General features: G+C 60.5%; 26 protein-coding genes and 1 pseudogene. 16 read left to right on the top strand and 11 right to left on the bottom strand.

The window, feature by feature from the left end; translation table 11 throughout:
* The first annotated feature begins 180 nt into the window (after window positions 1-180).
* On the top strand, window positions 181-1,674 hold the full coding sequence (locus AOA59_RS33340) for a methyl-accepting chemotaxis protein (protein WP_099488992.1): 1,494 nt from the start codon (window positions 181-183) through the stop codon (window positions 1,672-1,674).
* Between the two features lie 155 nt (window positions 1,675-1,829).
* Here the strand turns inward: AOA59_RS33340 and AOA59_RS21550 are convergent, their stop codons facing one another.
* On the bottom strand, window positions 1,830-2,318 hold the full coding sequence (locus AOA59_RS21550; protein ID WP_099488991.1) for a DUF2867 domain-containing protein: 489 nt from the start codon (window positions 2,316-2,318) through the stop codon (window positions 1,830-1,832).
* 236 nt (window positions 2,319-2,554) lie between these two features.
* Here AOA59_RS21550 and AOA59_RS21545 point away from each other — a divergent pair, with 236 nt between their 5' ends.
* The 6 genes from AOA59_RS21545 (at window position 2,555) to AOA59_RS21520 (ending at window position 8,111) form a co-directional block, all read left to right on the top strand.
* Window positions 2,555-3,175 carry a LysE family translocator gene (locus AOA59_RS21545; protein WP_099488990.1) on the top strand — a complete coding sequence of 207 codons (621 nt, stop codon included), beginning with the start codon at window positions 2,555-2,557 and terminating at the stop codon, window positions 3,173-3,175.
* A gap of 39 nt (window positions 3,176-3,214) precedes the next feature.
* Window positions 3,215-3,610: an ester cyclase gene (locus AOA59_RS21540; protein ID WP_099488989.1), complete on the top strand. Its 396-nt coding sequence runs from the start codon at window positions 3,215-3,217 to the stop codon at window positions 3,608-3,610.
* Window positions 3,611-3,666: 56 nt separating this feature from the next.
* Entirely contained in the window at window positions 3,667-4,146 is a 480-nt protein-coding gene (locus tag AOA59_RS21535; RefSeq protein ID WP_099488988.1) for a VOC family protein, read from the top strand.
* 434 nt (window positions 4,147-4,580) lie between these two features.
* A complete protein-coding gene (gene dapA, locus AOA59_RS21530) occupies window positions 4,581-5,432 on the top strand; it encodes a 4-hydroxy-tetrahydrodipicolinate synthase (RefSeq protein ID WP_099488987.1) in 852 nt (283 codons plus the stop codon).
* A 139-nt stretch (window positions 5,433-5,571) separates the two neighbouring features.
* Window positions 5,572-6,948 carry a cystathionine beta-synthase gene (locus AOA59_RS21525; protein WP_069787347.1) on the top strand — a complete coding sequence of 459 codons (1,377 nt, stop codon included), beginning with the start codon at window positions 5,572-5,574 and terminating at the stop codon, window positions 6,946-6,948.
* Window positions 6,945-8,111, top strand: coding sequence for a cystathionine gamma-synthase (locus AOA59_RS21520; RefSeq protein WP_099488986.1), 1,167 nt, complete (start codon window positions 6,945-6,947; stop codon window positions 8,109-8,111). The genes AOA59_RS21525 and AOA59_RS21520 overlap by 4 nt, the downstream gene beginning before the upstream one ends.
* A gap of 135 nt (window positions 8,112-8,246) precedes the next feature.
* Here the strand turns inward: AOA59_RS21520 and AOA59_RS21515 are convergent, their stop codons facing one another.
* A complete protein-coding gene (locus tag AOA59_RS21515) occupies window positions 8,247-10,445 on the bottom strand; it encodes an OsmC domain/YcaO domain-containing protein (RefSeq protein WP_099488985.1) in 2,199 nt (732 codons plus the stop codon).
* A gap of 103 nt (window positions 10,446-10,548) precedes the next feature.
* Window positions 10,549-11,205 carry an O-methyltransferase gene (locus AOA59_RS21510; RefSeq protein WP_099489095.1) on the bottom strand — a complete coding sequence of 219 codons (657 nt, stop codon included), beginning with the start codon at window positions 11,203-11,205 and terminating at the stop codon, window positions 10,549-10,551.
* A 120-nt stretch (window positions 11,206-11,325) separates the two neighbouring features.
* On the opposite strand from AOA59_RS21510, the gene AOA59_RS21505 reads away from it, so the two are divergent.
* Window positions 11,326-11,958, top strand: a complete 633-nt coding sequence (locus AOA59_RS21505; protein WP_099488984.1) for a TetR family transcriptional regulator — start codon at window positions 11,326-11,328, stop codon at window positions 11,956-11,958.
* A 266-nt stretch (window positions 11,959-12,224) separates the two neighbouring features.
* Entirely contained in the window at window positions 12,225-12,785 is a 561-nt protein-coding gene (locus AOA59_RS21500; RefSeq protein ID WP_099488983.1) for a cysteine hydrolase family protein, read from the top strand.
* Here the strand turns inward: AOA59_RS21500 and AOA59_RS21495 are convergent.
* From AOA59_RS21495 to AOA59_RS21485, 3 genes are read right to left on the bottom strand one after another with little or no spacing between them, the layout of a single operon-like run.
* The gene (locus AOA59_RS21495; RefSeq protein ID WP_099488982.1) at window positions 12,782-13,231 is read right to left on the bottom strand and encodes an NUDIX hydrolase; all 450 of its coding nucleotides are present in this window, start codon (window positions 13,229-13,231) and stop codon (window positions 12,782-12,784) included. The genes AOA59_RS21500 and AOA59_RS21495 overlap by 4 nt on opposite strands.
* A complete protein-coding gene (locus AOA59_RS21490; protein ID WP_099488981.1) occupies window positions 13,224-13,655 on the bottom strand; it encodes a VOC family protein in 432 nt (143 codons plus the stop codon). Before AOA59_RS21490 ends, AOA59_RS21495 begins: the two co-directional genes overlap by 8 nt.
* On the bottom strand, window positions 13,652-14,098 hold the full coding sequence (locus tag AOA59_RS21485) for an HIT family protein (protein WP_099488980.1): 447 nt from the start codon (window positions 14,096-14,098) through the stop codon (window positions 13,652-13,654). The genes AOA59_RS21490 and AOA59_RS21485 overlap by 4 nt, the downstream gene beginning before the upstream one ends.
* 203 nt (window positions 14,099-14,301) lie before the next feature.
* On the opposite strand from AOA59_RS21485, the pseudogene AOA59_RS33565 reads away from it, so the two are divergent.
* Window positions 14,302-15,399, top strand: a pseudogene (locus AOA59_RS33565) (cache domain-containing protein); the annotation flags it as partial.
* Between the two features lie 87 nt (window positions 15,400-15,486).
* A complete protein-coding gene (locus AOA59_RS33560) occupies window positions 15,487-16,254 on the top strand; it encodes a methyl-accepting chemotaxis protein (protein WP_371919082.1) in 768 nt (255 codons plus the stop codon).
* A 58-nt stretch (window positions 16,255-16,312) separates the two neighbouring features.
* Here the strand turns inward: AOA59_RS33560 and AOA59_RS21475 are convergent, their stop codons facing one another.
* Together AOA59_RS21475 and AOA59_RS21470 are read right to left on the bottom strand one after the other, a co-directional pair.
* Window positions 16,313-17,074, bottom strand: coding sequence for a nucleotidyltransferase domain-containing protein (locus AOA59_RS21475; protein ID WP_099488979.1), 762 nt, complete (start codon window positions 17,072-17,074; stop codon window positions 16,313-16,315).
* Window positions 17,071-17,550: an ATP-binding protein gene (locus AOA59_RS21470; RefSeq protein WP_099488978.1), complete on the bottom strand. Its 480-nt coding sequence runs from the start codon at window positions 17,548-17,550 to the stop codon at window positions 17,071-17,073. Before AOA59_RS21470 ends, AOA59_RS21475 begins: the two co-directional genes overlap by 4 nt.
* Window positions 17,551-17,673: 123 nt before the next feature.
* On the opposite strand from AOA59_RS21470, the gene AOA59_RS21465 reads away from it, so the two are divergent.
* The 3 genes from AOA59_RS21465 (at window position 17,674) to AOA59_RS21455 (ending at window position 20,027) form a co-directional block, all read left to right on the top strand.
* Entirely contained in the window at window positions 17,674-18,186 is a 513-nt protein-coding gene (locus AOA59_RS21465) for a GNAT family N-acetyltransferase (RefSeq protein WP_099488977.1), read from the top strand.
* Between the two features lie 126 nt (window positions 18,187-18,312).
* Entirely contained in the window at window positions 18,313-18,738 is a 426-nt protein-coding gene (locus AOA59_RS21460; RefSeq protein WP_099488976.1) for a DUF2231 domain-containing protein, read from the top strand.
* Complete coding sequence (locus AOA59_RS21455) at window positions 18,735-20,027, top strand: sorbosone dehydrogenase family protein (protein WP_065931599.1); 1,293 nt, start codon at window positions 18,735-18,737, stop codon at window positions 20,025-20,027. The genes AOA59_RS21460 and AOA59_RS21455 overlap by 4 nt, the downstream gene beginning before the upstream one ends.
* Before the next feature lie 131 nt (window positions 20,028-20,158).
* Here the strand turns inward: AOA59_RS21455 and AOA59_RS21450 are convergent, their stop codons facing one another.
* Together AOA59_RS21450 and AOA59_RS21445 are read right to left on the bottom strand one after the other, a co-directional pair.
* Window positions 20,159-21,562: an MFS transporter gene (locus AOA59_RS21450; protein ID WP_065931600.1), complete on the bottom strand. Its 1,404-nt coding sequence runs from the start codon at window positions 21,560-21,562 to the stop codon at window positions 20,159-20,161.
* A gap of 143 nt (window positions 21,563-21,705) precedes the next feature.
* Window positions 21,706-22,236 carry a GNAT family N-acetyltransferase gene (locus AOA59_RS21445; protein WP_099488975.1) on the bottom strand — a complete coding sequence of 177 codons (531 nt, stop codon included), beginning with the start codon at window positions 22,234-22,236 and terminating at the stop codon, window positions 21,706-21,708.
* Window positions 22,237-22,389: 153 nt separating this feature from the next.
* Between AOA59_RS21445 and proP the strand changes: the two genes are divergently transcribed.
* Complete coding sequence (gene proP / locus AOA59_RS21440) at window positions 22,390-23,892, top strand: glycine betaine/L-proline transporter ProP (RefSeq protein WP_065931602.1); 1,503 nt, start codon at window positions 22,390-22,392, stop codon at window positions 23,890-23,892.
* Window positions 23,893-23,944: 52 nt separating this feature from the next.
* Window positions 23,945-24,451 (top strand): GAF domain-containing protein, encoded by a 507-nt coding sequence (locus AOA59_RS21435; RefSeq protein WP_017138954.1) that lies wholly within the window; start codon window positions 23,945-23,947, stop codon window positions 24,449-24,451.
* Here AOA59_RS21435 and AOA59_RS21430 read toward each other — a convergent pair.
* Complete coding sequence (locus AOA59_RS21430) at window positions 24,426-25,343, bottom strand: AraC family transcriptional regulator (protein ID WP_099488974.1); 918 nt, start codon at window positions 25,341-25,343, stop codon at window positions 24,426-24,428. The genes AOA59_RS21435 and AOA59_RS21430 overlap by 26 nt on opposite strands.
* Between the last annotated feature and the right edge of the window lie 106 nt (window positions 25,344-25,449).

The following is a 25,449-nucleotide window of genomic DNA, read 5'->3' as shown; positions in this document are numbered from 1 at the left end:
TTTGTATTTTCGGTCGCCCACTCGGGCGACCGCTCTTAAGTCTTCCTGTCCACTGCCGATAACGATTTGTTACAGCTGATCCGGCAAAAAAAACCTGATACCTGCTTTGCTTTTTACCGGCGGCCCATCGTGGCACGCCGCATGCTTTGTTCCTGGCTCGACCACATGGAGTAAAAGTGAATGCCCGCACGCGCACGCTTCCTGGAGCACTACCGCAAAGCCGACCGCATCATGCTGGCGTTGATCTGGCTGATGTTTCTATTCTCCCTGGGCCTGGCCTTCTGGCACGACACCTGGCTGCAAGCCGTGTTCGTCGGCGGCGGCGCCAGTGTGGTGCTTACCCTGCTCTATCGCGCCCTCAGTGGCACCCGATTGATGCGCTGTTTGCTCGGCGCCGGCCTGATGGTCATGGCCGCATTGCAGATCAACCAGTCCGAGGGCTTGATCGAATCGCACTTCGGGATCTTCGCGCTGCTGGCGGTGTTGACGTTTTACCGCGACTGGCTGCCGATCCTGGTGGCCGCAGTGACCATCGCCGTCCACCACGTGGTGTTTCACGCGTTGCAGCACCAGGGTTTCCCGGTGTTTGTGATGGACCATCATGGCGGCTGGAACATGGTGTTCGTGCACGCCTTCTACGTAGTGATGGAAACCGTCGCCCTGCTCTACCTCGCCATTCATAGCCAGGCCGAGGCCGTCGAAAGCCAGGAGATGCTGGAAAAAATGCTCGCCGTGACGTCCCAGCTCACGGTAGAAACCGCCCAGGGTGAAGGCAAGGCGCATGTGTCCCTGGCCAAGCGTTTCGACCACTTCCTGCAGCAGATCACCCACCTGATCGATGGCGTGACCCGCGACTCCCACGGTCTCGGCCAACTCGGCCAGGCCCTGGCCAGCGCCAGCGGCACATTGGAAAAAGGTGCACGCCATCAACTGGTCGAAATCAACCAGATGACCGACTCAATGCAGCGCATGGAAGACGCCACCGGCCACATTACCCTACACGTTGAACAAGCCGTGGAACACGCGGGCAAGGCCAGCCAACAGATTGCACGGGGCCAGGACAGTGTCGGTCGTGCTCAGCATGAAATCACCCAATTGGCCTCACGTATCAACGGCACCAATGAGACGGTGCAAGGCCTGGCCACGCAAGCCGAGCAGATCGGCTCCGTACTCGAAGTGATCAGCAGCATCGCCAACCAGACCAACCTGCTGGCGCTCAACGCCGCCATCGAAGCCGCCCGCGCCGGCGAGCAAGGCCGAGGCTTTGCGGTGGTCGCCGACGAGGTCCGCAGCCTGGCGCAACGCACCGCCGTCTCCACTCAGGAAATCAAACAGATCATCGAGGGCCTGCAACACGGCAGCCGCCAGGCCGTCGAGGCCATGCACGACAGCCAGGCAGGTGTAGCGCGTTGCGTAGAGGACAGCCAACTGGCGGTGGACATGTTGCAGGCCGTGGGCGCCGACATCGCGCATATCGACGCGCTGAACGGGCGAATCGTAACGACCACCCGCGAACAGACCTCGGCCAACCTGGAGATTGTCGGGCGCCTGCAGTCAGTGCAGAACATTGCACAAAACACCGCCGATGATGTGGAAACCCTGGCGCGCAGCAGCGAGCAGTTGCCGCCGATTGCGGTAAGGCTGGATGCGTTGGGGCGCAGGTTTCACTCCTGAAAAAAAGCCTCAACGTGAGGATGGCTCAGCCTGGCAGAATCGCCGATTTTCTTGCCCGCATCCGCGCCAAGGCATACACCGTGCGGGTGCGCCAGCCACTGACACAAGCGTGCCTCTGAGTACCAGGTTCTTCAGGTACGCAGCTTGGCGACAGGCTACTGTTCCAGTGCATCCAGCGTGCGTTTGAGTCGCCTCAGGTTGCTGTTGACGATCAGCTTGTGCGCCGGCCCCACCGGCAACATGTACAGACGCCCAAAGGTGTTATGGGTAAGCACCGATGAGGTAATCGTAAACACCCGATCAGTGATCGACAGACAAATCATCACATCCAGGTGCCGGTCGCGCTCGGTCAGCACCAACACGTCCGGGGCGCTGTGTTCTACCAGGAAAAAATCCAGCCGCTCGCCCGCCTGCACGGTGTTTCGCGGCAAGCCCGAGAACCCACCGATGCGTTTCACACCGAACCGCGAAGAAATCCCGTCGCGGATCCGAAAGGCCCACTGCATGAACATCCCAGGTTCGGCGGTCATGATGTTCCACGCCTCCAGTGCAGTGATATCAGCGGGCAACAGGACCGACCTGCGGTCGTAGTAATCAAGCGCTGTCGGTACACCCAGCGTGTGAACAATGTTCGTGGTAACCAACTGATTTTCTCCCTGAAAAACGCGGTGTGTGATGACGCAGGGCGCAGGTTATTTTGCATGGCGACTCAAGTAAAGCGCGGGGCAGGCTGGGTATCGTAGTAAGCCAAGATAAATCTGACCTCAGGGGCTGACTTCGTGATTGTGCCCCACGCGCGCGGGGGCCCACGCGCTAATTGCTCAAGCGCCTCAACTGCATTTATCCTCAACGCTTCCATCCACCCCAACCCAGAGCCGCCATGGACCTCGCCACCCTCGCCCTCTTCCTCCCCGCCTGCTTTGCCCTGAACATGGCGCCCGGCCCCAACAACCTGTTGTCCGTGAGCAACTCCACGCGTTATGGCTATCGCACTTCTTGCCTTGCAGGTATTGGTCGTTTGCTGGCCTTTGCCGGCATGATCGCCCTCGCCTCTGCCGGTTTGGCGGTGGTGTTGCAGACTTCGGAGCTGCTGTTCTACGGGATCAAGATTCTCGGTGCGGCGTATCTTTTTTATCTGGCGTTTCAGCTGTGGCGGGCTAATCCGCACAAAGAAGCTGAATCATCGACGCCCAAGGTGGGATTGTGGGCCTTGGCGCGTCAGGAGTTTCTGGTGGCGGCCGGCAACCCTAAAGCCATCCTGATCTTCACCGCGTTCCTCCCGCAATTCGTGGTGCCCGGCCAACCGATCACCCCCCAATTTGCGCTGCTGGGTGCGATGTTCCTGGGCCTGGAATGGATCGCCATCAGCGCCTACGCGTACATGGGCCTGCATATGCGCCGCTGGTTTGCCGAGCCCAGAGGCAAGCGGCTGTTCAATCGTTGTTGCGCCGGGTTGCTATCGGCGGCGGCGACGGTATTGTTGATGGCGCGCAGGGCGTGAGGACAAGCCTGCGCACTCAACGAACAGGGAAAACGCGACATGACCCGAATCGAACTCGCCGACTTTTACCAAGGCTACATCGATTGTCTCAACCGCCAGGACTGGGAACAGCTGGGCCACTTCGTCCACCCGCAAGTGACCTACAACGCCACCGCTGTCGGCCTGGCAGGCTACCGAGCGATGCTGGAACGCGACTTTCGTGAGATCCCCGACCTGGTGTTTCGCATCCAACTGCTGGTAGCCGACCCGCCTACCGTCGCCAGCCGGTTGAATTTCACCGTGAGCCCCAGAGGTGAGTTCTTCGGGCTGCCGATCAATGGCAGAACGGTGAGCTTCGATGAAAACGTGTTCTACGAGTGCCGCGACGGCAAAATTGCGCAGGTCTGGTCAGTCATCGACAAAGCCGCGATAGCTCAACAGCTGACACACAATTAGCCTTGATCGACCGTCGTCTAGACTCTCTACACCCGACCAATCCGTGGAGACCCAAGATGAACAAAAACACCCTCTGCCTCTGGTACAACGGCACCGCCCTGGAGGCGGCGAAGTTCTACGCCGAGACGTTTCCGGACAGCGTTGTGAAGGCCGTGCATAACGCCCCCGGCGACTTTCCGGCGGGCAAGCAAGGCGATGTGTTGACCGTCGAGTTCACCGTGCTGGGCATTCCCTGCCTGGGCCTGAACGGCGGCCCGGCGTTCCCGCACACCGAAGCGTTTTCGTTCCAGGTGGCCACGGACGACCAGGCCGAAACCGACCGCTATTGGAACGCCATTATCGACAACGGCGGCCAGGCCAGTGCCTGCGGCTGGTGCAAGGACAAGTGGGGCGTGTCCTGGCAGATCACCCCGCGCGTCTTGTCTGAGGCGGTGACTCACGCCGACCCGGCCATCGCCAAGCGTGCGTTCGAGGCGATGATGACCATGAACAAGATTGACGTGGCTGCTATCGAAGCTGCGGTAGCTGGGCGTTGAATGCAACACAGGCCTAATGTGGGAGCGGGCTTGCTCGCGAAAGCGGTGTATCAGTGACAGATGAGTTGACTGACCCACCGCATTCGCGAGCAAGCCCGCTCCCACAGTTGACCGAGTCGCTTGCCTATTAGCCCCTGCGGCGGGGTTGACACATCCCGTCACATCCCCTGAAGATGCAGATCTTATTCAGGGTGTGCCAGCGCATGTCAGCAGCGTCTTTCGTTAACCTTTGCGTGATTGGCTTGATTGCCAAGGCGCAAGGTTGCGTGGCGCACGCCCTCAAATCGAAGAAACAGTCGCTCATGTGACCGGGGCGCGCTGTCCCGTCAGATGAGCTGACAGGACATTGAGCGCGACGGACCCCACCTCCTTCTGCACAATCCCCTTTGGCCTTCTGACGGTGACTTTTGCGGTCAACCATCAGGAGAAAGTGCATGTCATCGTTTCAAGGTATCTGGGTGCCCGTGGTCACGCCGTTTCAGGATGGCGCCATCGACTTTATCGGCCTGCACCGGCTGGTCAGCCGCCTGCTGGAAAAACACGTGGCCGGGATCATGGTCTGCACCACCACCGGAGAAGCCGCGGCGTTGAGCCGCCAGGAACAACTCGCCGTGCTCGATGCCGTGCTGCAATGGGTGCCCGCACAACGAGTGGTGATGGGCCTGGCGGGCAGCAATCAGATTGAACTGCTGCACTTTCAAAGCGAAATTCTCCAGCGCTCGGTCGCCGGTCTGTTGGTGCCCGCGCCCAGTTATATCCGCCCTTCCCAGGCTGGTCTTGAGGCGTTTTTTCGCACGGTGGCGGATGCCTCCAGCGTGCCGATTGTCCTCTACGACATTCCCTACCGCACCGGCGTAACCTTCGAGCAGGCCACGTTGTTGAACATCGTCAAACACCCGCGAATCGCTGCGATCAAAGATTGCGGCGGCAACCTGGCCAACACCTTGGCGCTGCTGGCCAGTGGTGACGTGGATGTATTGTGCGGCGAAGACATCCAGATCTTCAACGCGCTATGCCTGGGCGCCAGTGGCGCGATTGCAGCCTCGGCGCATGTGCGCACCGAGGCCTTTGTGGCGCTGTGCCAGCAAGTGCGCGATCACCAGCTGGCCGAGGCCAGGGCAACGTTTTTCACGCTGTTGCCGCTGATCAATGCTGTGTTTATGGAGCCCAACCCGGCGCCGGTAAAGGCTGCGCTGGCGTTGCAAGGCTTGATCGGCAGCGAACTGCGCGCGCCGATGCAAGCGGCCAGTGCGCGCGTAAAGCAGGCGTTGGGCGAGCTGCTGTAAACGCCCTGTCGGGTTCATGCGCCAAAAAAAGACATCCAACGGACCGCCCGGTTGCGACCGGCGCGATCCCGGCCTATGTTCCAAGGCACGCGTTTACTTTGCTGCTCCACCTCTGCCTGCTCGCAACCAAGGTGAATTCATGCCCAGCCTTCCTCGTCCCGCCGTGCTTGAGCTGATCGGCAACACGCCGCTGGTCAAGGTCAGCCGTTTCGATACTGGCCCTTGCACGCTGTTTCTCAAGCTTGAATCACAGAACCCCGGAGGTTCGATCAAGGACCGCATCGGCCTGGCGATGATCGACGCCGCCGAACGCGACGGCCGCCTGCAACCGGGCGGCACCATCATCGAAGCCACCGCCGGCAACACCGGCCTGGGCCTGGCGCTGGTCGGCCGGGCCAAAGGCTACCGTGTGGTGCTGGTGGTGCCTGACAAAATGTCGACTGAAAAGGTCCTGCACCTCAAGGCCATGGGCGCCGAGGTGCATATCACGCGCTCCGACGTGGGCAAGGGCCATCCCGAGTATTACCAGGATGTGGCCGCGCGCCTGGCCAACGACATTCCCGGTTCATTTTTCGCCGACCAGTTCAACAACCCCGCCAACCCGCTGGCCCACGAAACCAGCACCGCCCCGGAAATCTGGGCGCAAACCCAGCATGATCTGGACGCGATTGTGGTCGGCGTCGGTTCGGCCGGCACCCTCACCGGGCTTACGCGCTTCTTCAAACGCGTGCAGCCCGAACTGGAAATGGTGCTGGCCGACCCGGTGGGCTCGGTGATGGCCGAATACAGCCGCAGCGGCAGAATGGAAACGCCCGGCGCCTGGGCCGTGGAAGGCATCGGCGAAGACTTTATCCCCTCGATTGCCGACCTCTCCAGCGTGCGCCATGCCTACTCCATCAGTGACGAAGAAAGCTTCGACCACGCCCGCCAACTGCTCAAGGCCGAAGGCATTCTCGGCGGCTCATCCACCGGCACCCTGCTTGCCGCCGCACTGCGTTACTGCCGCGAACAAACCGAGCCCAAGCGCGTAGTCACCTTCGTCTGCGACACCGGTACGCGCTACTTGTCCAAGGTCTACAACGACCAATGGATGAACGACGCGGGCCTGTTGCAATACAAACACTACGGCGACCTGCGCGACCTGATCGCGCGGCGCTTCGAAGACGGCCGGGTAATCAGTGTGAGCCCCGACGACAGCTTGCTCACCGCCTTCCAGCGCATGCGCCTGGCGGATGTCTCGCAACTGCCGGTGCTGGTGGATGGCCGTGAATTGGTCGGCGTCATCGACGAATCCGACATCCTGCTGGGCCTGCATCAGGACGCCACACACTTTTCCATGGTGGTGGCAGACGCCATGAGCAACACCTTGCACACACTGGCCCCCAGCGCCAGCCTGGCTGAGCTGCAAGCGGAACTCGATCGCGGCCTGGTCGCGATTATTGCCGACACATCCGGCTTCCATGGCCTGATCACCCGCGTCGACCTGCTTAACCACCTACGGAGATCCCTTGCATGAGCCTGCCCGATAAAAGCGCGTTTGCCACCCGTGTAATCCACGCCGGGCAATCCCCCGACCCGACCACGGGCGCGCTGATGCCGCCGATCTACGCCAACTCCACCTATTTGCAAAACAGCCCCGGCGTGCACAAGGGTTTTGATTACGGGCGCTCCCACAACCCCACGCGGTTTGCCCTGGAACGCTGCGTCGCCGACCTCGAAGGCGGCAGCGCGGCGTTCGCGTTTGCTTCCGGGCTGGCGGCGATTTCCACCGTGCTGGAACTGCTCGACGCCGGTGCGCATATTGTCTCCGGCAACGACCTGTATGGCGGCACCTTCCGCCTGTTCGACAAGGTGCGCCAACGCAGCGCCGGGCACCGTTTCAGCTTTGTCGACCTCAGCGACCTGTCGGCCTTTGAAGCCTCGCTGCAGAGCGACACGCGCATGGTCTGGGTCGAGACCCCGAGCAACCCGCTGCTGAGCCTCACCGACCTCAGCGCCATTGCGCGTATCTGCCGTGATCGCGGCATTATTTGTGTGGCCGACAACACCTTCGCCAGCCCCTGGATCCAGCGTCCACTGGAGCTGGGCTTCGACATCGTGGTGCACTCCACCACCAAATACCTCAACGGCCACTCCGACGTGATCGGCGGTATCGCCATCGTCGGCCACAACCCGGACCTCGCCGAGCGCCTGGGCTTTTTGCAGAACTCGGTCGGCGCGATTGCCGGGCCGTTCGATGCGTTCCTGACCCTGCGCGGAGTAAAAACCCTGGCACTGCGTATGGAGCGCCATTGCAGCAACGCCCTGGACCTGGCCACCTGGCTGGAACAGCAGCCGCAAGTGTCGCGGGTGTACTACCCAGGCCTGGCCTCGCACCCGCAGCACGCACTGGCGCGCCAACAGATGCGCGGGTTTGGCGGGATGATTTCGGTGGATTTGAACAGTGATCTGGCGGGTGCCACACGTTTTCTGGAAAACGTGAAGATTTTCGCCCTGGCCGAAAGCCTCGGCGGCGTGGAGAGCCTGATCGAACACCCGGCGATCATGACCCATGCAAGCATTCCGGCGGCGACGCGGGCGCAGTTGGGGATCGGCGATGGGTTGGTACGGTTGTCGGTGGGGGTTGAGGAGGTGGAAGATTTGAGAGCTGACCTGGCCCAGGCGCTGGCCCTGATCTAACCCCACATGATCGTTCCCACGCTCCGCGTGGGAATGCCGCATGGGACGCTCCGCGTCCCGCTGTTGCCTTGGTGACGCGGAGCGTCACAGGATGCATTCCCACGCGGAGCGTGGGAACGATCAGTCAACGATCAGTCAGGCCGAGGTGACGTTGGCCCGTGCCGAGTGCAGCTTCTTATAGCTCTCGATCAAGCGCAAATGCCGATCCAGCCCTTCCAGCTTCATGCTGGTCGGGGTCAAGCCATAAAACCGCACACTGCCGTCCACCGAACCAATCACCGCATCCATCCGCTCGTTACCGAACATGCGGCGGAAGTTGGCCTCGTAATCGGCAAGCTCCAGGTCGTCGTCCAGTTGCATCTCCAACACCGCATTCATCGCCTGGTAGAACAGGCCGCGTTCAGCGGTGTTGTCGTTGTATTGCAGGAACATCTCCACGCACTCCTTGGCCTCCTCATATTGCTGCAAGGCCAGGAAGATTAGCAGTTTCAACTCCAGGATGGTCAACTGGCCCCAGGCCGTGTTGTCGTCGAACTCAATGCCGATCAAGGTGGTGATGTCGGTGTAATCGTCCAGCTCGCTTTCGATCAGACGCTCGACCAACGCCTGCAGCGCCTCCTCGTCAAGGCTGTGCAGGTTGAGGATATCGGCACGGAAAAACAACGCCTTGTTGGTGTTGTCCCAAATCAAGTCGTCCACCGGGTAAATTTCCGAGTAGTCCGGCACCAGGATCCGGCAAGCTGTAGCGCCGAGGTGTTCGTACACCGCCATGTAGGACTCTTTACCCATGCCTTCGAGAATACCGAACAGGGTAGCGGCTTCTTCGGCGTTGGAGTTTTCACCTTCGCCCGAGAAGTCCCACTCGACAAACTCATAGTCCGACTGCGCACTGAAGAAACGCCACGACACCACGCCGCTCGAATCAATAAAGTGCTCGACAAAGTTGTTTGGCTCGGTCACCGCCTGGCCTTCAAAGGTTGGCTGCGGCAGGTCATTCAAGCCCTCAAAACTGCGGCCCTGCAGAAGTTCGGTGAGGCTGCGTTCCAGCGCCACTTCCATGCTCGGGTGCGCGCCGAACGAGGCGAATACGCCGCCGGTGCGCGGGTTCATCAGGGTGACGCACATCACCGGGAACTCGCCGCCCAGGGACGCGTCCTTGACCAGTACCGGGAAACCCTGGGCCTCAAGGCCTTCGATCCCCGCGACAATGCCGGGGTATTTGGCCAGCACCTCTGCGGGCACATCCGGCAAGGCGAACTCGCCTTCGATGATCTCGCGTTTCACCGCACGCTCGAAAATCTCCGACAGGCACTGCACTTGGGCTTCAGCCAAGGTGTTGCCCGCGCTCATGCCGTTGCTGAGGTAAAGGTTTTCGATCAGGTTGGACGGGAAATACACCACCTCGCCGTCGGACTGGCGCACGAACGGCAGTGAAACGATCCCGCGTTGTTCATTGCCCGAGTTGGTGTCGAACAAGTGCGAGCCACGCAGCTCGCCCTCACGGTTGTAGACCTTCAGGCAATAGGCATCGAGGATTTCACTCGGCAGCTCATCCTTGGGCCCAGGCTGGAACCAGCGCTCGTCCGGGTAATGCACGAACGGCGCGTTGGCCAGCTCCTCACCCCAGAACTGGTCGTTGTAGAAGAAGTTGCAGTTCAGTCGCTCGATAAACTCGCCCAACGCCGACGCCAGTGCGCCTTCCTTGGTCGCGCCCTTGCCGTTGGTGAAACACATCGGCGAGTGCGCATCGCGGATATGCAGCGACCACACGTTGGGCACGATATTGCGCCACGAGGCGATTTCAATCTTCATGCCCAGGCCGGCGAGAATGCCGGACATGTTGGCGATGGTCTGCTCCAGCGGCAGGTCCTTGCCGGCGATGTAGGTGCCTGCCTCGGAGGTGGAATGGGGCATCAACAACGCCTGGGCATCTGCGTCGAGGTTTTCCACTTCTTCGATGACAAATTCCGGCCCGGCCTGCACCACTTTCTTTACCGTGCAACGGTCGATGGAACGCAGGATGCCCTGGCGGTCCTTGTCGGAAATGTCCGCCGGCAACTCGACCTGGATCTTGAAGATCTGGTTGTAGCGGTTTTCCGGGTCAACGATGTTGTTCTGCGACAGGCGAATATTCTCGGTTGGAATATTGCGTGTTGCGCAGTACAGCTTCACAAAGTACGCCGCGCACAACGCCGACGAAGCCAGGAAGTAATCGAACGGACCCGGAGCCGAACCGTCGCCTTTGTAGCGAATCGGCTGGTCGGCAATCACCGTGAAGTCATCGAACTTGGCTTCAAGCCGAAGGTTATCGAGAAAGTTGACCTTAATTTCCATGCGGGCACACCAGAATAACGAGCTAAACAAATTGGCCGCCATTATGAAGATTTTCGCCGGGAAGTCTCAGGGTTTTGCGAACGGGCTGCCGATCGGTGCCCGTTCAGCCGAGGCGGATCGACAGTTCGATGTCATCGGCAAACGGCACCGACAGGTAGCCATTCCCAGGCTCGCGCACGTGCGCCAGGTATTCAGGGCAGTAGTTGGTGTTGTCAGCTACCACCAGCGCGCCCGGCCGCAGGTGCTGTTCCACCAGGTTCAACACGTCGCCATACAGCGACTTGGCGCCATCAAGCAGCAGCAGGTCGACCGATGGCGGCAGGTTTGTCGCCAGTGAAACCAGGGCATCGCCTTCACGCACTTCGATCAGGTCGCTGACGCCGCCTTCAATGAAATGCTCACGGGCCAGGGCGATCTTTGACGGTTCGAATTCGCTGCCGATCAACACGCCGCCGCCGTTGTCACGCAGTGCGGCAGCCAGGAGCAAGGAGGACAACCCAAACGAGGTGCCGAACTCGACAATGGCTTTTGCACGGCTGCTGCGGGCCAGCATATAGAGCAGGTTGCCGGTGTCACGCGAGACGGGCAGCCACAGGTCCTTGAGCATCGTATAAAGCTTTAGGTATTCGGTTTTGCTGTGCATCAGGCGGTTGCGTTCTTGCGGCGACACAGTGTCAATGATCGGGCTGGTCGCCGCATTGGCTTGGGCGTAGAGGCGTTCGATCAAGGCGGCAAGAGGCGCGGTGGTCAGGGTGCTCAGGGTGGTCATGATTGATTTCCGTTGGATGGGGACTAAGATGCGACTAATTCGTCGCATTAAAAGTATGCGAGGGATTCATCGCCTTCGCTATTCGCGTTCGCCCAGCGCTCGGAACCCGAAATGACCACCCGCCAGACGCCCCGTATTGCCTCGCGCAAACAGCCACAACAGGCACGTTCCACCGAGCTGGTGGCGGCGATTCTCGAAGCCGCTATTCAGGTTTTGGCCAAGGAAGGCGCTACGCGTTTCACCACCGCGCGGGTCGCGGAAAAAGCCGGCGTGAGTGTCGGCTCGGTGTATCAATATTTCCCCAACAAGGCCTCGATCCTGTTTCGATTGCAGAGCGATGAGTGGCAGCAGACCACCCAACTGCTGCGCGACATCCTCGAAAAAACCGCCGTAGCGCCGCTGACCCGCCTGCGCACCCTGGTGCATGCATTTATCCAGTCCGAATGCGAAGAGGCGCTGATGCGTGGTGCGCTGCAAGACGCGGCGCCGCTGTACCGCGATGCGCCGCAGGCGGTGCAAGTGCGCGCAGCCGGCCGACAGGCCTTCGAGACCTTCATGCTCGAGTTGCTGCCCGAGGTGCCCGACGCAACCCGCGCACTGGCGTGCGACCTGATCCGCAGCACGCTGGGTTGCGTGGGCAAGGACTTTTCCTCCAGCCCGCGCACCGCTGCCGAGATCGAGGTGTACGCCGATGGCATGGCCGCCATGTTCAGCGCTTATGTGAATGCACTCAATCGGCCCTGATTGTTTAACAAAGCCGTAGCGCAAGGTTCACATGGCGATTGAAGGCAACAGCGCTCGATGGGCGCATCGGCGACTGTGGGAGCTGGCTTGCCTGCGATAGCGGTGGATCAGTCACCGATGCATGCACGGATAGACCGCTACCGCAGGCAAGCCAGGTCCCACTTTGGATCGATGTGCATCATGCAAATGAGCTTCGAACAACAGCCCTGTTTAAGCACGCCCAATCGCTGCTATGTTTCGCCCCTGACCCAGCCAAAGGATGTGCCATGGAACCGTTAGCCACAAACGCCGCATTGGTGATCATCGACATGCAGCAAGGCATGCACGATCCCAAGCTGGGGCGCCGAAATAACCCCGACGCCGAGGCGCAGATACAACACCTGCTGCGTGCCTGGCGGCAATCCAATCGCCCCGTGGTGCATGTAAGGCATATGTCCCGCAGCCAGGGCTCGGTGTTTTGGCCGGGCCAACCGGGCTGTGAGTTCCAGCCGGCACTGGCGCCGCTCATGCATGAGCACGTGGTGGAAAAAAACGTCCCGGATGCGTTCGCCGCCTCCGGCCTGGAGCGCTGGCTGCATGGGCGTGGGATCCGGCAATTGGTGATCGTTGGGGTGATCACCAACAACTCTGTCGAGTCTACGGCGCGCTCCGGCGGCAACCTGGGTTTTGAGGTCACCGTGGCGGCGAATGCCTGCTACACCTTTGATCAAACCGATTTGTCAGGCCGCCTCTGGCCTGCCGAGGATGTGCATGCACTGTCGCTGAGCAACCTGGCGATGGATTACGCCAGGGTCACAGGCACCGCCAATATCCTCGCCATGCTTTAAAAAACGCCTGCCTGGGCGAGCATGTCGACAAGCCCTTCTGGCCATACGGTGTCTGCCGTCGATCGCAGCTCCTCAATCGACCACCAATGATGATCCGCCATGACCTGGGCTTCCTGCGCCGTCCATTCGTCTCGCGAAAGGCGCTCGTTTTTCGCCGGAACAACAAAGTACTGTTCAATGGCCAACACTGTTTCGCCACTGGGCAGCATCAGCTCAAATCGGCGGTCTGCTACCGGCGCTTGCACGTCACTGACCACAATGCCGGTCTCTTCGCGCAGCTCACGGATCGCCGCCGTGTGGAAGCTCTCCCCGGCTTCGACGCCGCCGCCGGGTGTCGCCCAGTAATTCCTGCCGGCCAGCGCTCCTTTCTTGTGGACGAACCGAAACAGCAGCACTTTTCGCGCAGGGCTGATCACCAGCAGCCGCGCGGCTTGACGTTCACGCATGGGCAGGAGCCCTTTCGCCTAGACGCTCCACCAGCCTGACCAGATAACCATCCGGGTCCTGTACCAGAAACTCGCGCTGCCCGACCTCGACTTCGCCCGCCCGGTACCACACGTCTTTGCTGGCCTTGAACAGCGGGTGTGCCGCCCTCTCCAGCCGTTGAATGACTGGAAGCACCGCCACGACATCAATCTGCAGGTTCATGCCGCGCCCAAACGGGCGTTCCAACGCCGCCGTGAGCCATTGATTGGCGCGTGGGTCGACTTGCTCAAGCATCACCTGGGCGCCGTCCAGGTCAAGATACGCGAAGCCGTCTTCCAGGCGTTGATAAGCCACCGTGAACCCCAGACAACCGACCCAGAACTCAAGGCTGCGGTTCAGGTCGGTCACCATCAATTCCGGGACCAGATTATTTCTTTGCATCATCCAGCTTCCATGGCGGATTTGAGTAATTGCGCGATCGTGTTGCGCAACTCACCATGTTGATCTTCAGCGTAAGGTGGCGCGGTTTTCCAGTCGTAGAACCACACCGGCATCTTGCGTTTGCCCTCCGGCTCCGAGGCGTAACGCGGGAAAATATGGCAATGCAGCTCCGGTTCCGAGTTGCCCAGAATCTCGTAGTTCATGCGCAGAGCTCCGGTAGCCGCCAGCACGGCATCGCCAAGGCGCGCCATATCGAGCAGGTAGGTTGCACGCGCCTCGGCGTTCAGATCGTTGAGGCTGGCAACCACCGGGTCGGGCAACAACAAACAATAGCCCGGCAAGAACTGCACATCGCCCATCACCGCCCAGCCTGAGGCCATGCGGCAAATAACCTTATCGTTGGCGCCGTTGCGGGCCAGTGCTACACGTTCCGTGATCAGCGGCATGCCTCGTCCCTAATGAGAAATATCGAAGGCATCTTAACGGTGAAAACACCACGGGGCTCAACAGTTTCAACCTGGCGAGCCGCCATACTTGGGCAAGTTAACTTTTCAGGACAAAAACATTTTTTGTTGTACACAAAATAAAGCTAAAGCTTTATAACCCTCAGGCCGAAACAGTCAGTGATATCAAATCGCCTCTTCGCCCGATGGTCGTCTCGATGAAAATAAAAAACAAGCTCGTGCTCGCGTTCGTCTCTGTCGCCTTTATTCCGGTCAGCCTGGTTGCGGTCATCTCCGTCATGAACACGCGGACTCAAGCGGTCGATCAGTTTATTGATGGCAGCACCCGCGAAATACGTCAGATCGATGGCAATATCCGGCAATTCTTCGACGGCACCTTGCAGAACGTCGATCAAATGTCCGCTGATCCTGTATACACTTCCGTGAACACTCTAAAGGATTATCAACCTGCAAACGCCGCGAGCCAGCCAATGCCCGCCCAGGCGCAGCAGGTAATCGACCAGTTTGCCCGTTTCGGCGCCACCCACCCTTCCGCTGCGATTCTGTCCATCGGCCTTGAAGACGGCACCTACGCCAAATGGCCCGATGACCCCCAACTGGCCAAGTACGACCCGCGCACCCGCCCCTGGTACAAGGCCGCCATGGCCAGCCCCAACAAGACCGTGCGCACGCCCGCTTACTACTATGACAAGGATGATGTGGCGCTGGTGGGCACCGCACGTGCGCTGCTCGATAGCAGCGGCAAGGCCAAGGGTGTGTTCGTGGTCAGCGTGTCGCTGAAGAACCTCACCGAATTGCTCAAGAGCATCAAGCTGGGTGAAAGCGGCTACGTGATGTTGATCGAGGACGGCGTGGTGCTGGTCGACCCGCGCAACGCCGCACACAACTTCAAGCCGCTCAAGGACCTGGGCGCGCCGTATGCGCACCTGGCCGAAACGCCCCAGGGCTCAACCGAGGTGGTCATCGACGGTGTGCGCTACATGGCCAACGTGTGGACCTCGCCGGGCCTGGGCTGGCGGTATGTGGGGCTGATCGAATACAACGAAGTCATGGCGGCGGCGACGCGCATGACCTACCTGACCACGGCAATTGTGGCCGTGCTGGTGCTGATCTTCGGACTGATCGCCGCGGCGTTTTCCAAGGTGATCGTCAAACCGATCGGCCAGGTCAGCACCGGCTTGCAGTCCATCGCCCAGGGTGAAGGCGATTTGCGTCATGAGCTGCAAGTACAGGGCAAGGATGAAACCGCCGAGCTGGCGGGCTGGTTCAATAAATTCCTCGCCGCAATCCGTCAGCTGATCCAGCATATTGGCGCGGCCTCCACCAATCTTCAGGACGCGTCACGGGTCAACAGTGAAGTGGCGCACAACATGAACGAAGCCGCCGGGCGCCAGCGTGAGGCAGTGGAATTGGTGTCTACCGCGTTCAACGAAATGGTCGCCACCGCCAACGAGGTGGCGCGCTCGTGCAGCGGCGCAGCGGAGTCGGCCGAGAACGGCCATCGCCGTGTGGCCGAAGGTAAACAGCAGATCGAAGTCACCACCGATAACGTCAACCGCCTGGGCCGCCGCCTGACCGAGTCTTCCCAGGCCATGGTCGAGCTGGAAGCCGGCAGCCGCAGCATCAACCAGATCCTCGGCACCATTCGCGCCATCGCCGAACAGACCAACCTGCTGGCCCTCAACGCCGCCATCGAAGCCGCCCGCGCCGGCGATCAGGGCCGTGGTTTTGCCGTGGTGGCCGACGAAGTGCGCGCACTGGCCAAGCGCACCTCCGACTCCACCGGCGAGATCGAGCAACTGCTCGGCACCCTCGGCAGCAAGACCGAAGAAGTCACCCAGAAGATGAGCAGTTGCCTGGACCTGTCCCGCGCCAGCGTGTCGTCCATCGAAAACGCGCGGGACAGCTTCGAGGGCATCCAGTTGTCGGTGAACGAGATCCGCGACCAGAACCTGCAGATTTCCGCCGCCGCCGAGGAACAACACAGCGTGGCCGAAGAGATCAACCGGCATATCCAGCAGATCTATGACGAGGCAAGGTTGGTGGAGAGCCTGGCCAATGCTGCGCAGGATGATTCGGGGCGGTTATCGAGCCTGTCGCAGGAGCTGAATGGCCTGGTGGGGCGCTTTAAATCCTGATGTGCGCAGCGTAGGTAAAGTGAGCCTGAGTGCCACATTACCTGCCTATGCCTGCCGTCTATATCTGCTGTGAAACCATCCACGCGATAAAGGTTTGCAGTCGCACGCTGAAGGGCTCGCCCTCGGCACTTGGGTTGCGCGCCTCGAACAGGAAATACGCGATCTGGATGCGCATCGCGGGGTGGTGCTGTACGAACAAGGCAACGTGCTCTTCGAGGGTGTACGGCCAGGGCGCGTCGGGCGCGCGCAGTATGTTGGTCACTCGAATCAGCTTGCGCGCCGCTTCGCGCTGCAGCCGCAGGCGTTCGGTTGAAGTATTGGCCTGATGGATGAGGTTGAGATAGCCGCTCAGCGCGGATTCAAAATCACCATTCAACGCCAGGGCGATTTCGCGCGAAGGCTGGAAGCGTTCAAAGCGCAGCGAAAGATCCTCGCCCCACACACAACGGCAATGATGCTTGAGCCAGAAACCCCATTTATTTGCGTTTTCAGGCGCCAGCACTTCGGCGCGGTGGCCGATATCGAAGTCGATCTTGGTGACCTCCGGGTGGCGTTGCTCCAGGCTCTGGCGCAGCGCTTGCAGGTGGGCCAATACCGATGCATCCGGCGGCTCGAGCAGAATCAGGCTAAGGTCCAGGTCCGATTCGCCGGGGCTTGCTTCGCCCCTGGCGACACTGCCATACACATAAATGCCGTCCAGCCCAGACTGGGAGAGACTGGCGCAGACATCCGCCAGCAGCGACTCAAACTCAGGCTGGAAGGCGGCATTGTCGAGCGTCAGCACACAGCCCTGGGCATCCACACCGGTCACCGTACTCATGGGTGATGCACCTCGATCACCAGGCCTTCGGCTTCACTCGGTACACAGAAATGGCGGGTGATCAGGTCAAACTCGGCGTCGGTGGCGGCGAAATCATGCTCGCCCTGGGCATTGCGCGCATGCAAACGGCTGCGGCAGGTGGCGTCATCCAGCTCCACATAGTGCAGGCAGTGCGGCGCTTGCGCCGCCTGGGCCAAACTCAGCAGCCACTCGCGATTAGCCAGCGTATTGGCCGGGAAGTCCAACACCACGTTGATGCCCGCTTGCAGCACGTTGATCACCAACGGCCCAAGCACACCCCGAATACGCTGGGCGCAGCTCACGTAATCGGCAATCGAGCGGACTTCGCCGGGGTAAAGTGTGGCGAGCCAATGGTCTTCGCTCAACAGGATGGCGGCGTGTTCAGCGGCCAAAGTGTTGGCCAGGGTGGATTTGCCGGAGGCGATCTTGCCGCACAGCAGGTGCAGGGTTGGCATGGACAGGGTTCCTTTTGTCAGGCCCTGAAGCATGCCAGTTTTCAAGGCTCTGCATACTGAGAACCTATTCTGTAACAGTGAATGGGCACCCTGGTTTCGATAAATTACCGACAAGGGATGGTTATGATTCGTGATGCATTGCTCAAGGACGCCAAGCACATCGCTCAGGTGCATGTGCGCAGTTGGCAACAGGCTTATGTGGACCTGATGCCGGAGGATTTTCTAGCCTCGCTGACGACGACACTTCCGCAGAAGGAGGCACACTGGGCACGTTTGATTGAAAGCCAGGACGCGAACACTTTAGTCGCCGAAGTGGATGGCAACGTTATCGGTTGGCTGTCGCTGGGCCTTTGCCGGGATACGGACACGCCCGAGGTCGCATCGGGAGAGGTCATGGCTATCTACGTGTTGGCGGACTATTGGGGCCAGGGCATCGGCGCGCAACTGTGGCAGGCGGGTTTCCAACGTTTGGTTGAACAGGGTTATAAACGCATTTCTTTATGGGTTTTAGCCGCAAACCAAAGAGCCGTTCGTTTCTATACACGCCTTGGCGGCACTGAAGAACCCGGCAGCCGTCGCACGCTGGTGCGCGGTGGCGTGACGCTGGAAGAGGTGCGCTATGTGTGGACCCGTTAAGCCCCGGTCAAACCCTCAAATAATATTTCGACACGAATTACGCTGAACTATCCGCCAGGCTCCAGGCTCCTTCCCTATGCGCTGCCCCGCCCCGGGGCGTTGGATAAAACAAGGAGCCGCGACCCCATGACCACCCTTCCCGCCTACCCACTCGTCAGGCCTGGCCCGCTGCATTCGACCCTGTTGGCCGGCACCGTGCCGTTGTTTCTGGGCGCGTTGCTCAGTGACATCGCCTACGGCCAGACCTATCAGATCCAATGGGCCAACTTCGCCTCCTGGCTGATCGCCGGAGCCTTGGTGTTTTGTGGCTTTGCATTGTTGTTCGCGCTGGTCAACCTGGTGCGCGCCGAGCATAAAGCCGGACGCCCCGCCGTGTACTTCCTGCTGTTGCTGATCACCTGGGTACTCGGGCTGGTCAACGCATTTCAGCATGCCAAGGACGCCTACGCCATGATGCCTGTGGGCCTGGTGCTGTCGGTGATCGTGACGGTCCTGGCGATCGTTGCCACGTGGATCGGCCTGACCAACCTGCGCTCGGGAGCTGCCAAATGAACCCACTCCATACGCTGACCTTACTGAGCGCAGCCCTGCTGCTGAGCGCCTGTGGCGACGCCGGCGACAAGACCCAGGCACGCGGCCCCGACCCCAAACTGCCCGCGCAACAGAGCAGCCTGCTGCCGAGCATGAAGATTGCCGAACCGACACCCTGGGGCGAGCAAAAACCCACAGTGCCGCAAGGCTACAGCGTCACCGCTATCGCCACCGATCTGGCCATCCCACGACAAACCCTGGTGCTGCCCAACGGCGATATCCTCGTTGCCGAAGGCCGTGGCGGCAGTGCGGCCAAGCTCAAGCCCAAGGACGTGATCGCCAGCGTGATCAAGGCTCAGGGCAACACCAAGGTCAAGAGCGGTAACCGCATCACGTTGCTGCGCGATGCCGACGGTGACGGCAACTACGAACTCAAAACCGTGTTTGCCGACAACCTCAACGCGCCCTACGGCCTGGCTTTCGCCGACGGCAAGCTGTACGTGGCCAACCAGGATGCCCTGGTGCGCTTCGACTATGCCGACGGCCAAACCAAAGCCAGCGGCCCGCCTGCCAAAATCACCGACCTGCCGGCGCAGATCAACCATCACTGGACCAAATCCCTGGCCGTCAGCGAAGACGGGCGCCAGCTCTATGTGGGCATCGGCTCCAACAGCAACATCACCGAGCGCGGCATGGAAGTGGAAATCGACCGCGCCATGGTCTGGCAGATCGACGCGGCCACCGGCGCACACAAGCCCTACGCCACCGGCCTGCGCAACCCGACCGCACTGACCATTCAGCCGGGCTCGGGGCAGTTGTGGACGGTGGTCAACGAACGCGATGAACTCGGCCCCGACCTGGTGCCGGACTACCTCACCTCGGTGCGCGAAGGCGCCTTTTACGGCTGGCCCTACAGCTACTGGGGCCAGAACGTCGACCCGCGCGCGCAACCGCAGAACCCGATGAAAGTCGCAGCCGCGATCAAGCCGGATTACAGCCTGGGCTCCCACGTTGCCGCGCTCGGCGTGGATTTTTCGATCCCGGCCATGGGTGAACAATTTGCCGACGGCGTGTTTGTCGGCGAACACGGCAGCTGGAACCGCGACAACCCGGTGGGCTACAAGGTGATCTTTGTGCCGTTCAGCAACGGCAAGCCGGCGGGCGAACCGATTGATTTCGCCACCGGCTTTCGCGGCGATGACGGCAAGACCCGTGGCCGCCCGGTGGGCGTGACGGTGGACCCCAAAGGTGCGCTGATCATTGCCGATGACCTGGCCAACACCGTTTGGCGGGTGACGCGCAATCAGTAACCCGCTACAGCAAATGTGGGAGCGGGCTTGCCCGCGAAGGCGTTGTGACAGTCACCCGATGGATTGACTGATTCACCGCATTCGCGAGCAAGCCCGCTCCCACACAGGAACTAACGATTACCCGTGGTCACTCACAAATCCGTGATTTCCTTATGGCGCGGCACCAGCGCTTTCATCACGCTCCACGCCACCAGGTACGCCAGGGCACAGATCGCAAACATGATCATGTAGCCGGTGTGAATGTCGTTGATGGACTTGTAGTAGTCGAACACCCAGCCACCGATCTTGGTCATCACCACACCGCCCAGGCCACCCGCCATCCCGCCGATACCGACCACCGACGCCACGGTTTTTTGCGGGAACATATCCGACACGGTAGTGAAAATGTTGCACGACCACGCCTGGTGCGCCGAGGCGCCCACGCCGATCAGCAACACCGGCACCCAGAACCCGAGGTAACCGAACGGTTGCGCCAGCAACACCACCAGTGGGAACAGCGCGATCACCAGCATGGCTTTCATGCGGCCGTCATACGGGGCATCGCCACGCGCCATGAAGTAGCTGGGGAACCAGCCGCCGCCGATACTGCCGACCATGGTCATGCTGTACAGCACGGCCAACGGCATCACGATATCCGCGCCTTTCATGTTGTATTGCGCCGACAGGTAAGTGGGCAGCCAGAACAGAAAGAACCACCACACGCCGTCCGTCATGAACTTGCCGAAGGCGAAGGCCCAGGTCTGGCGGTAGGTCAGCAGCTTGAACCACGAGACTTTTTTCGGCGTCGCCCCTACAGGCTCAGGCGCGAAAGGCTGTACGGTCTGGTCACTGCGGATGTAGGCCAGTTCTTCGGCGGACAAACGCTTTTGCTGCTCCGGTTTCTCATAGAGCATCGACCACACCGCTACCCACACAAACCCGAGCATGCCGATCACGATAAACGCGGCTTCCCAGCCCCACATGCCGGCAATCAGCGGCACACAGATCGGCGCCAGGATCGCCCCCACGTTGGCGCCGGAGTTGAAGATGCCGGTGGCCAGGGAGCGTTCTTTCTTTGGGAAATATTCGGCAGTGGCCTTGATCGCAATCGGGAAGTTACCCGCCTCGCCAATCGCCAGCACCGCGCGGGAGAGCATAAAGCCGGCAATCGATACCGGAATCACCGCCAGGCCGATGGCGGCGCTGAGCGAGGCAATCCCCGCGCCCATCGGCACCGAGAACGCATGCATGATCGCGCCGGTGGACCAGATGGCGATGGCCACCACATAGGCCGCCTTGGTGCCGATCTTGTCGACAAACCGCCCGGCAAACAGCATGGAAATCGCATACACGAACTGGAACACCGCCGCGATGTTGGCGTAGTCGGTGTTGCTCCAGCCAAATTGGGTCGACAGTTGCGGCGCCAAGAGGCTGAGCACCTGGCGGTCGAGGTAATTGACGGTGGTGGCAAAGAACAACATCGCGCAGATGGTCCAGCGATAGTTGCCGACGGCCTGGCCGACGCGGTGGGCGTTGATGGGCTCATTCAAATTCATGGCATCACTTTTTATTTTTGTTAGATAGGACATATGTAACGTCATATGTCGTCGTACAACTGCGACTTTTATAGCCGGGCGCCTTGGCGGTGTCAATCTGAAAGATTGGCGTTTACTCAGGTATTACACGGGCGTGCAAACAATCAGCGCAAAACAGTTGTAGGACGACGAATGCTAAACACCCGGCTAGGCGCCTTGCCCGGTACATCGTCGAGCAGGCCGTAGGACTGCATGCCGAGCTTTTCCAATACACGGATCGAAGCCGCGTGATCAGGCCGCACCAGGCCGAAAACCTCCGGCAGATTCAGTGTCTGGAAGGCCAGCGCCAGCGCATCCCGACCCAGCTCGGTGGCGTAGCCCTGCCCCCACGCCTCCACCGCGAAGCGATAACCCAAGTTGATGCGCCGCTCGGTCAGGTAATTAAGCGGCGCGATGCCGCCAAAACCGATGAGGTGTGCGGGCTGTGCCTTACAGGCAATCGCCCGCCAGCCATAACCCTGGGTGGCCCATTGCTCCAGCCAGTGGTTGAGCACGCGCCGGGCGTGCTCCAGGTTGGCCATCGGCCCGGCAGGGTTGAACAGGTTTGTCCGCGGGTCACCGAAGATTGCGAATAATCGCTGCACATCGTTGGCTTCTGGCTTGCGATAGATCAGCCGTGAGGAGGTGTCAGGCATGTGCACAATTCCTTCTTGAAGCCATAAAGTTCAACCCATCAGCAAAAAAACGCAAATAGCGGTGAATTATTTGGTGTCGGCTTGTATCTGAAGTGACAGAGCGGTGCCATCGCAACGATGGCACCTCCCCTGTTCAGTTTTAGAGTGACCCGCATGAAATTACGTAAGAAAAGCGTCAAACCCATTGGTTTGAAAGACATCACCATCGTCGACGATACCAAGGTGCGCAAGGCGATCACCGCTGCCGCACTGGGTAATGCCATGGAGTGGTTCGACTTTGGTGTCTACGGGTTCGTCGCCTACGTGCTCGGCAAGGTGTTCTTCCCCGACGCCTCGCCCAGCGTACAAATGATCGCTGCCTTGGGCACCTTCTCCGTACCCTTCCTGATTCGCCCGCTGGGCGGCCTGTTCTTCGGTGCCCTGGGCGACAAGTACGGGCGGCAGAAAGTATTGGCCGCCACCATTGTGATCATGTCCCTGAGCACCTTCGCCATCGGCCTGATCCCCGGCTACGCCTCGATAGGCATCTGGGCGCCGATCCTGCTGCTGTTGTGCAAAATGGCCCAGGGCTTCTCGGTGGGCGGTGAATACACCGGCGCGTCGATCTTTGTCGCCGAATACGCGCCGGACCGTAAACGCGGGTTCCTCGGCAGCTGGCTGGACTTCGGCTCCATCGCAGGCTTCGTGCTCGGTGCCGGCGTCGTGGTGCTGATCTCGACAATCCTCGGTGAAGCCGACTTCGAGGCCTGGGGCTGGCGCCTGCCGTTCTTCCTGGCCCTGCCGCTGGGCATCATCGGCCTCTACCTGCGTCACGCGCTGGAAGAAACCCCGGCCTTCCAGCAGCACATGGACAAGCTCGAACAAGGCGACCGCCAAGGCCTGACCCACGGCCCCAAAGTCTCCTTCAAGGAAGTCGCCACCCAGCACTGGCGCAGCCTGCTGACCTGCATCGGTATCGTCGCGGCCACCAACGTGACGTACTACATGCTGCTCACCTATATGCCCAGCTACCTGTCGCATAACCTGCATTACAAAGAAAACAGCGGTGTGCTGATCATCATCGCGATCATGGTCGGCATGCTGTTTGTGCAGCCGTTCATTGGTTTTGTGAGTGACAAGATTGGCCGCAAGCCCTTCATCATCGCCGGCAGCGTGGGCCTCCTGTTCCTGTCCATTCCGGCGTTCATGCTGATCACCAGCGGCAAGATCGGCCTGATCTTCGCCGGCCTGTTGATCCTGGCGGTGGTCCTCAACTTCTTCATTGGCGTAATGGCCTCGACCCTGCCGGCGATGTTCCCCACGCACCTGCGCTACAGCGCGCTGGCCAGTGCCTTCAACGTCTCGGTACTGATCGCCGGTGTCACCCCCACCGCAGTGGCCTGGCTGGTGGAAAGCACCAACGACCTGTACATGCCCGCCTACTACCTGATGGTGTTTGCCGTGGTCGGCCTGATCACCGGCCTGACCATGAAGGAGACCGCCAACAAGCCCCTGCGCGGCGCCGCGCCTGCGGCCTCGGACATGGCAGAAGCCAAGGAAATACTGCAAGAGCACCACGACAATATCGAGCAGAAGATCGAAGACATCGACACTCAGATTGCCGAACTGGAAGCCAAGCGCCAGAACCTGGTGCAGCAGCACCCACGCATCAACTGACTACTGACCCGGTGTGGCGGCCCCTGCCGCCATGCCTTTGGAGTGCCTGAACATGGTTCCAAGCGTCACCGCAGCACATTCGCTACTCAGCGCCGACGAACGCGCTGCCATCGCCGAAATAGAAGCCACCACCAGCATCCTGCAACTGGTCACCCGACTGACCGGCATGCGCTTTGCCGGCATCGCCAAATTCACCGACCTTGAGTGGGTCGTGTGCTCGGTGCATGACACGGCCGACATGGGCATCCACGTCGACGACGTGCTCGACCTCGAAACCACGTTGTGCAGTGAGTTCTGCATCAACCCGCAGACCCTGTTCATCCCGCAGATCAGCCACAACGGCCGCTTCGCCGCGCGCCCGGTGGTCAAGCAGTTCGCCATCGAAAGCTACGCCGGTGCGCCGATCTTCCTGCCCGATGGCCGCCTGTTCGGCGCGTTGTGCGCACTGGATTCGCGAGCGATGCTGTTTGAAGACCCCAATCTGCCGGAAACCCTGAGCCTGTTTGCGCGGCTGATCGGCTGTATTTTTTTCGCTAACCTGAGCTCGGTTGATCAGTGAGCTTGCCGCGCAAGGCGGCCATGTCGCGCTTGGGCGGTACACCGAACAGCCGGCTGTACTCGCGACTGAACTGTGAGGGGCTTTCATAACCCACCTTGAACGCCGCACTGGACACGTCTTGATGTTCATTGAGCATCAAGCGCCGCGCCTCATTCAAACGCAGCCATTTCTGATACTGCAGAGGGCTCATCGCCGTCAGGTGGCGAAAGTGATGGTGAAAGGTGGCTGCGCTCATCTGCACCCGCGCGGCCAACTCCTCCACCCGCAACGGCACGGTGTAATTGAGCTTCAGCCAATCGATCGCCTTGGCGATCCGATAGCCCTGCCCGTCAACGGCGCAGATCCGGCGCAGGCGCCCGGCCTGGTCGGTCTTTAACAGCCGGTAGTGGATTTCACGCTGAATCAACGGCGCGAGTACCGGTATCGCCTCGGGCTCGTCCAGCAAAGCGACCAAGCGCGCGAACGCCGCCAGCATGCCTTCGGTGACCGTGCCGATTCCCACCCCTTTCATCACCGCCCGCTCCCGAGTGGGCGGCAACTCACTCTGGGCGATCAGCTCGGCGAGGATGCGCAGGTCCAGTTTGAAGGTCAGGCCCAGGCAGGGCCGTGTCGGGCTGGCGACGAGCACTTCGGAGTTGGCCGGGATATCCAGAGACGTCAGCAAAAACCGCGTCGGGTCATAGGGGTAGCCTTCACCGCCAACCCACAGTTGTTTTTCACCCTGAACCACCAGCACGACACACGGCTCGACCATGCACACCACCGGCGCTGCCGGCTGCTCACGCCGATAAAAGCCCAGGCCCGGGACTGGCATGGGGTAGTCGCCGGGCGCCGCGACCTGCGCGTTGATCGCTTGGATCAAGGTGTCCAGGGGCAATTGATTAGTCGTCATAAAAGGCTCTTTTAACGCGTGACCGAACTGTACCGCGCACCGCAGGCAAGTGTCGCCGACAACCCACAAGACTCAGAGGATCAGGCAAGTAATCCACTGGAACGCA

Source organism: Pseudomonas sp. 2822-15, assembly GCF_002742515.1.
GTDB classification, from domain to species: domain Bacteria; phylum Pseudomonadota; class Gammaproteobacteria; order Pseudomonadales; family Pseudomonadaceae; genus Aquipseudomonas; species Aquipseudomonas salomonii.
This window is presented reverse-complemented; position numbering and strand designations above follow the sequence as displayed.

What these genes read in the sequence shown, in the direction of transcription:
- AOA59_RS21520 (WP_099488986.1), top strand. Translation starts at nt 6,945, where the DNA reads ATGAGCCTGCCCGATAAAAGCGCGTTTGCCACCCGTGTAATCCACGCC.
- AOA59_RS21490 (WP_099488981.1), bottom strand. Translation starts at nt 13,655, where the DNA reads ATGATGCAAAGAAATAATCTGGTCCCGGAATTGATGGTGACCGACCTG.
- AOA59_RS21495 (WP_099488982.1), bottom strand. Translation starts at nt 13,231, where the DNA reads ATGCGTGAACGTCAAGCCGCGCGGCTGCTGGTGATCAGCCCTGCGCGA.
- AOA59_RS21505 (WP_099488984.1), top strand. Translation starts at nt 11,326, where the DNA reads ATGACCACCCGCCAGACGCCCCGTATTGCCTCGCGCAAACAGCCACAA.
- AOA59_RS21445 (WP_099488975.1), bottom strand. Translation starts at nt 22,236, where the DNA reads ATGCCTGACACCTCCTCACGGCTGATCTATCGCAAGCCAGAAGCCAAC.
- AOA59_RS21535 (WP_099488988.1), top strand. Translation starts at nt 3,667, where the DNA reads ATGAACAAAAACACCCTCTGCCTCTGGTACAACGGCACCGCCCTGGAG.
- AOA59_RS21540 (WP_099488989.1), top strand. Translation starts at nt 3,215, where the DNA reads ATGACCCGAATCGAACTCGCCGACTTTTACCAAGGCTACATCGATTGT.
- AOA59_RS21545 (WP_099488990.1), top strand. Translation starts at nt 2,555, where the DNA reads ATGGACCTCGCCACCCTCGCCCTCTTCCTCCCCGCCTGCTTTGCCCTG.
- AOA59_RS21430 (WP_099488974.1), bottom strand. Translation starts at nt 25,343, where the DNA reads ATGACGACTAATCAATTGCCCCTGGACACCTTGATCCAAGCGATCAAC.
- AOA59_RS21435 (WP_017138954.1), top strand. Translation starts at nt 23,945, where the DNA reads ATGGTTCCAAGCGTCACCGCAGCACATTCGCTACTCAGCGCCGACGAA.
- AOA59_RS21500 (WP_099488983.1), top strand. Translation starts at nt 12,225, where the DNA reads ATGGAACCGTTAGCCACAAACGCCGCATTGGTGATCATCGACATGCAG.
- AOA59_RS21465 (WP_099488977.1), top strand. Translation starts at nt 17,674, where the DNA reads ATGATTCGTGATGCATTGCTCAAGGACGCCAAGCACATCGCTCAGGTG.
- AOA59_RS21485 (WP_099488980.1), bottom strand. Translation starts at nt 14,098, where the DNA reads ATGCCGCTGATCACGGAACGTGTAGCACTGGCCCGCAACGGCGCCAAC.
- AOA59_RS21455 (WP_065931599.1), top strand. Translation starts at nt 18,735, where the DNA reads ATGAACCCACTCCATACGCTGACCTTACTGAGCGCAGCCCTGCTGCTG.
- proP (WP_065931602.1), top strand. Translation starts at nt 22,390, where the DNA reads ATGAAATTACGTAAGAAAAGCGTCAAACCCATTGGTTTGAAAGACATC.
- AOA59_RS33340 (WP_099488992.1), top strand. Translation starts at nt 181, where the DNA reads ATGCCCGCACGCGCACGCTTCCTGGAGCACTACCGCAAAGCCGACCGC.
- AOA59_RS21450 (WP_065931600.1), bottom strand. Translation starts at nt 21,562, where the DNA reads ATGAATTTGAATGAGCCCATCAACGCCCACCGCGTCGGCCAGGCCGTC.
- dapA (WP_099488987.1), top strand. Translation starts at nt 4,581, where the DNA reads ATGTCATCGTTTCAAGGTATCTGGGTGCCCGTGGTCACGCCGTTTCAG.
- AOA59_RS21525 (WP_069787347.1), top strand. Translation starts at nt 5,572, where the DNA reads ATGCCCAGCCTTCCTCGTCCCGCCGTGCTTGAGCTGATCGGCAACACG.
- AOA59_RS21460 (WP_099488976.1), top strand. Translation starts at nt 18,313, where the DNA reads ATGACCACCCTTCCCGCCTACCCACTCGTCAGGCCTGGCCCGCTGCAT.
- AOA59_RS21475 (WP_099488979.1), bottom strand. Translation starts at nt 17,074, where the DNA reads ATGAGTACGGTGACCGGTGTGGATGCCCAGGGCTGTGTGCTGACGCTC.
- AOA59_RS21470 (WP_099488978.1), bottom strand. Translation starts at nt 17,550, where the DNA reads ATGCCAACCCTGCACCTGCTGTGCGGCAAGATCGCCTCCGGCAAATCC.
- AOA59_RS21515 (WP_099488985.1), bottom strand. Translation starts at nt 10,445, where the DNA reads ATGGAAATTAAGGTCAACTTTCTCGATAACCTTCGGCTTGAAGCCAAG.
- AOA59_RS33560 (WP_371919082.1), top strand. Translation starts at nt 15,487, where the DNA reads ATGAACGAAGCCGCCGGGCGCCAGCGTGAGGCAGTGGAATTGGTGTCT.